Here is a 4,769-nt window from a genome sequence, read left to right as displayed (position 1 = left end):
GCTGCCATCCGACGACAGCGTCAGCACGCCGTACTGGCCCGCCACCACCGTGTTCGACCCGACCGCTACCGCAGGCCCGCCCGCCGTCGTCGCCACGACCGACGTCACCGCCGCGCCGTCCGCGCCCTGCACGTCGCCACCCGCCGCATTGCCGTCGCTGCCGGCGCCGCTCAGCAGATTGCCGCCCACCGCCGCAAACGAACCCGAGGCCACCGCATCCGTATCAGCAACCGCGACCGGCACGTCGTCCGTCAGCGAAATCTGGACGATCCCCTGCGCCGTACCCGCCCCTGTCTCGACGACGACAGCAACCGAGCCGAGATCGACAGCCTGGAGGCCGCCCCCCGAAGGATGCGGCACAGGGCCGATCAGTGTGATCGTGACGGTAAGCTCTGTTGATCCAATTCCCTGGCCGCCCAAGGGCTCAATCTGGAGAAGAATGGCGTCGCTCCCCCCCACGCGCCCGACGATTGCCGTATCTGAGAGCCGAACCCAGACGATGTCCGCGCCGGGAAGGTCGTTCGTTTCGGTCTGTAAGGTGCTGAGATCGGTCGCAAAGCGCACGGCGCTGATCGGCAGTGAGCCGGAGTCGAACAACTGGGCAATTCGCCTTCCCTCGTCAATCCGCCCGCCCTCCCGGCCTCCCGGCAGCACAGCTTCCGCCAGTACGACGCTCACGGTCGACGACAAGACGCTGGGACCGACATTGAGGCCGCCCCTCGCGACGCCCGGTTCACGCTGCTCTAGGGTCGGGAATTGTAGATCCGTCGGGGCAAGCAGGTCGGTGAGGCCAAAGAAGCTGCCGACATTTCCATTCGGAAGCGCGAAATTGCCGCCGGAACTGCTGACGCTCGAGGCCTGCGCGCCCGCGGGGCCGGCCCCAGGAACGATGCCCAAACGATCGAACAACGCTGTCAAAGTACCGGCAGGCACTTCAATGTCGCCGAGCATCAGCGTGGGTAAGTTCGAGACACCGTTATCGATGACGATCGTGCGGCCATCGGATTGCTTGAGGACGATGTCCTTCCCCGAGACCTCGATGTTATCGAGCGAGGTGCCCTGCGGCAGGCGTACCACCTTGGAGGCGGCTGCATCGAAATGAGTCGCGGCGGGAGCGAGGGGCGGAGCTGCGGGCAGTTGAACAACAGGCGCTGCCGGCGGTTGGGGGGTGGCGGGTGCCGTCTGCGCCTGCGCCAAGACGATCCGACCGGCCTGATCTGCCGCGCCCTCCGCCGAGCCGGACATCGCTTCGACATTCGTCTCGAAGCCAGCGTTAACAAGACCTTCGTTCATGACGCCACCCGATCAACCTCGTGATTGATCGAATGCTTTGACCATTATTAACGCGGCAGCAAGGGAACCGTTATACTATCGTATATCGATCGGGTAGAATTTTTGTTAATGCTTAATGTCAAGTCCAGCCAACCTAGCGATCGTTGCCGTTGCGGCACATCAAATGGGATGGAATGAGGTGCTTGTTTAGGGCTGCGCCGGTGCGCCGGCTGCCGGCCGCAGGGCGCACAGGAGAAGTGCCTGCCCCCGGCCCCGCTCCAGCAAGGTCACTCGGACGATTGCCTTGAGCGATTGTTGGCCAGCCTCGAGTAAACACGGCATCGAAATGATCCTTTGCTCATTCTCTTCGAACAGCGTCAGGATCCTGCTGACCTCGGCGGAAAGCCCTAGCCGGACATTCGGCTGATCGCCGGCGCTGGCCGCGAATGCGCGCATCGGTCCATTGAAAAGAAGTATCTGCTTTTGCTGATTGATGATGAAGGCAGGCTCGATGATCAAATCGATGATGCGCTGCCATCTGCTCTTGAGGTCTTGCGATTGAATTGCATGGCCTTCCCCCATGAACCATTCGAGCGCAGCAACCCGCAGCCTGGCGGTGGCGTTGCCGACGTCGTCCGAAAGCAGATGGGCGACCAGCGCCGACAACCGCTCTCGCCGCACGCGCGCCATACGTTCGAGTGCCTGCCAAAACTGGGGCTCGAGCTTAAAGGCACGGCGACGCCCCCCAATCGTCACCAGCCGCAGACGCGGTTCCAGGGCACTTTGGATATCGGATTCGCTCGCGCGCTGTTCCATCAGCGTTCAGTCAGCGCCTCATGTCTGGCCCGATTGATGGGTTTGAGCAGATAGGTCAGGATCGATTTGTCGCCGGTGATGATATCGACGTCGGCCGTCATGCCTGGAATGATCGCATGCGTTGCCTTGCCGAGTTTCAGGGTCGCATCGTCGCCTCGTACCAGCACGACATAGAAAGTTTCCTTCGAATTCGAATCGTAGACACTGTCGGCAGACACCTGGTCGACCACGCCGTTAAGCCCTCCGTACTGATAGAAGTCATACGCAGATATCTTGATCAGTGCCTTCTGCCCCGGTGCGATGAAAGCAATGTCTGAAGGCTTGACCCGGGCCTCGATCAACAATTTTCCATCAGAGGGCACGATGTCGAGCAGCCGTTCGCCAGCATTCACGTAGGCGCCAACGGTATTCACCGCGAGGGAGTTCACCACGCCATCGACAGGGGAGCGGATATCGGTTCGGCGAACACGTTCCTCGGCTCCCCGAAGGGTCTCCTGAACAACCGACCACTCAGCTCGCCGCGCGGTCAGTTCAGCGAGCGCCTCGCGACGCAGTTGCGTGACCTGTTCGGACAGCAGAGAACTGGCCTCTCGCAGCCCCGCCTCGAGCTTGGCCAAAGTTTCCTTCGCGGCGCTCAGCTGTCCCTTCAGCTCGACGACTTGCCGTTGAGCGCGGATCAACTCCAGTTGCGAGATCAGATTTCTGCTCGCCATCGGAGCAATGATAGCCAGCTCCTTCTCGGCGAGCGCGAGGGATTCGATCACGCGCTGGGACTGTGCGGCCACCTCGCCAACCTCCCGCTTGCGCTGCTCGAGGCGCTCCTTAAAAGTATTAATTCGTGCGTGAAAATTCTCCTGCCGCGCGCTCAACAGCTTCCGCTCGTTAAGGCATATTTCGGGCGCGGCTGCTTCAATGTCCTTGGGACACTCGAATACAGAGTCCGGCGCTGCTACCTCCATTTCCAGTCGCGCAATCTGCACCCGGAGCGCCCGCCCCTGGGCGTCCGCCTCTCCTGCTTTGGCGGAATTCGGGGTGTCGTCGAGCCGGATTATCATTTCACCTTGAGCCACCCGTTGGCCTTGCCGCACGAGAATATCCCGCACAACACCGGCCTCGGAGCTCTGCACCACCTGTGTGCGCGATGTTGGGATCACCCGCCCGGACCCGCGTGTGATTTCCTCCACACGAGAAAAATTGGCCCAGATGATCCCTGCCATCAAAAGGGCGCCAACTAGCCTGATAACTTGCGAAGCAAGCCGTGGTGGGCGATCGACGGCTCGAAATGTTTGCCTTTCAGCCTTCGATCGCAACCAGGCGACCGGGCGAACGGCTTTTCGGCGGAGAGCTGACCTCACAAAAGCTGGGTCCCGCACATGATGACTTCTCCGAAGCTTGGCGAAAAATCTACGGATACCACAGCGCTAATGGCGAGGCGAGCCACGCGTCCGTAGAAATCGCATTGAGACTTATACAGTCACTGGCGCGTCCAATTTTACCGCATATCTAAAGGAATCAGCTAGATATCTGACTGCTTATGGGCTGCATAGAATTCAACTCAGAGCAGCAGCGATGACGAACTTACCAGAAGGGCTTCCCCATGGCTGACGAACGTCCGGGATTGGCCGTGCTTTTGAGATGGGGCGGCACTCTTGCGGCTTGCATCGCAGCCATCGTCGTCGCGGCCGGATTGGATGCGGGCGCTGCCGCTGCCGTGCCCGCTTGGTTGATTCCTTCTCTAGGCATTGCCGCAGGGGTAGCCTTCGCCGGCGCTGCGCGGACGATCATGAAGCTGCTCCGGCAGGTCGAAGCCGCGAGCCTGGCGCTCTCTGCAAATATCGTCGCTTCGGGTAGCGGCACCGAAGCAGCCCGCGATCTCCTGAGCGAGGTGAGAGGGGCACAGGAACAGATCACCCAATATCGCCGCGAGATCGAACGTCTCCAGGATATCGATCCGGTTACCGGCCTCGGAAATCGTAAATGGTTGCAAATCAGGACCGTGCAGGAACTCAGTCGTGCAGACCGGGAGCGCATTTCGCTCTGCTTCATCCTGATTTCAATCGACAAATATGACGAGATTACCGAGCGCTTGGGGTTTAGCGCATCCGAAGCCTTGCAACTTCATGTTGCCGACATACTGAAGAGTTTCGTCCGTCCCTACGACCTCGTGGCGCGCGTCTCGGCCTCCGAATTCGGAGTGTTGATGCCAGGCGCATCTGCTCCGACGACCACAAGCATCTCTGAACGGCTCAAGAATGCTGTAACGGCGAACCCTCCCATTTTGCTTGGGAGTGAGCGGCCTGATATTCGCGTTACGGCGGTCGAGCGGCGGAATGATGAGACGATCTTTGATGAAATCCTGACCCGGGCTCGCGGGTTTCAATTCGCTGGCAAGGAAGACGCCGACGGGTTGTAAATGACGAGCGCGAGCCGACCGAGGGGCAGTATGGGACGCGGGTTTCTCATATCAATCCGTCGAAATCTAAGTGCCCCACTCAAAATTCTACGAGGATAGCAATACCTTGGCGGCGGGTCGGGAGCCGGAGGTTTGCGACGAGGATCCAGGCCACGCGCTAGTGATGGTTTTTCGTAGCCCTTTGTGAGCCTTGGCAGCGCCCGCACCAAGCGAAGGTGCGTTCAACGCTCCATCGCCGGGGCAAAACCTCGAGGCCCTTGGCGTGATC

General features: G+C 60.4%; 4 protein-coding genes. 1 reads left to right on the top strand and 3 read right to left on the bottom strand.

What is annotated here, in order from left to right:
- The 3 genes from AC1DVA_RS26380 to AC1DVA_RS26370 all read right to left on the bottom strand — a co-directional run.
- Positions 1-1,293, bottom strand: a 1,293-nt coding sequence (locus AC1DVA_RS26380; protein ID WP_476807849.1) for a hypothetical protein, incomplete at its 3' end; no start/stop codon positions are given.
- A gap of 186 nt (positions 1,294-1,479) precedes the next feature.
- Positions 1,480-2,088 carry a ribbon-helix-helix domain-containing protein gene (locus AC1DVA_RS26375; RefSeq protein ID WP_476807848.1) on the bottom strand — a complete coding sequence of 203 codons (609 nt, stop codon included), beginning with the start codon at positions 2,086-2,088 and terminating at the stop codon, positions 1,480-1,482.
- The gene (locus AC1DVA_RS26370; RefSeq protein ID WP_476807850.1) at positions 2,088-3,398 is read right to left on the bottom strand and encodes an HlyD family type I secretion periplasmic adaptor subunit; all 1,311 of its coding nucleotides are present in this window, start codon (positions 3,396-3,398) and stop codon (positions 2,088-2,090) included. Before AC1DVA_RS26370 ends, AC1DVA_RS26375 begins: the two co-directional genes overlap by 1 nt.
- 287 nt (positions 3,399-3,685) lie before the next feature.
- On the opposite strand from AC1DVA_RS26370, the gene AC1DVA_RS26365 reads away from it, so the two are divergent.
- Positions 3,686-4,501, top strand: a complete 816-nt coding sequence (locus tag AC1DVA_RS26365; protein ID WP_476807847.1) for a GGDEF domain-containing protein — start codon at positions 3,686-3,688, stop codon at positions 4,499-4,501.
- Positions 4,502-4,769: the final 268 nt, after the last annotated feature.

Source organism: Allobosea sp. P4_C6 (genome assembly GCF_056402015.1).
This window is presented reverse-complemented; position numbering and strand designations above follow the sequence as displayed.

What these genes read in the sequence shown, in the direction of transcription:
- AC1DVA_RS26375 (WP_476807848.1), bottom strand. Translation starts at nt 2,088, where the DNA reads ATGGAACAGCGCGCGAGCGAATCCGATATCCAAAGTGCCCTGGAACCG.
- AC1DVA_RS26365 (WP_476807847.1), top strand. Translation starts at nt 3,686, where the DNA reads ATGGCTGACGAACGTCCGGGATTGGCCGTGCTTTTGAGATGGGGCGGC.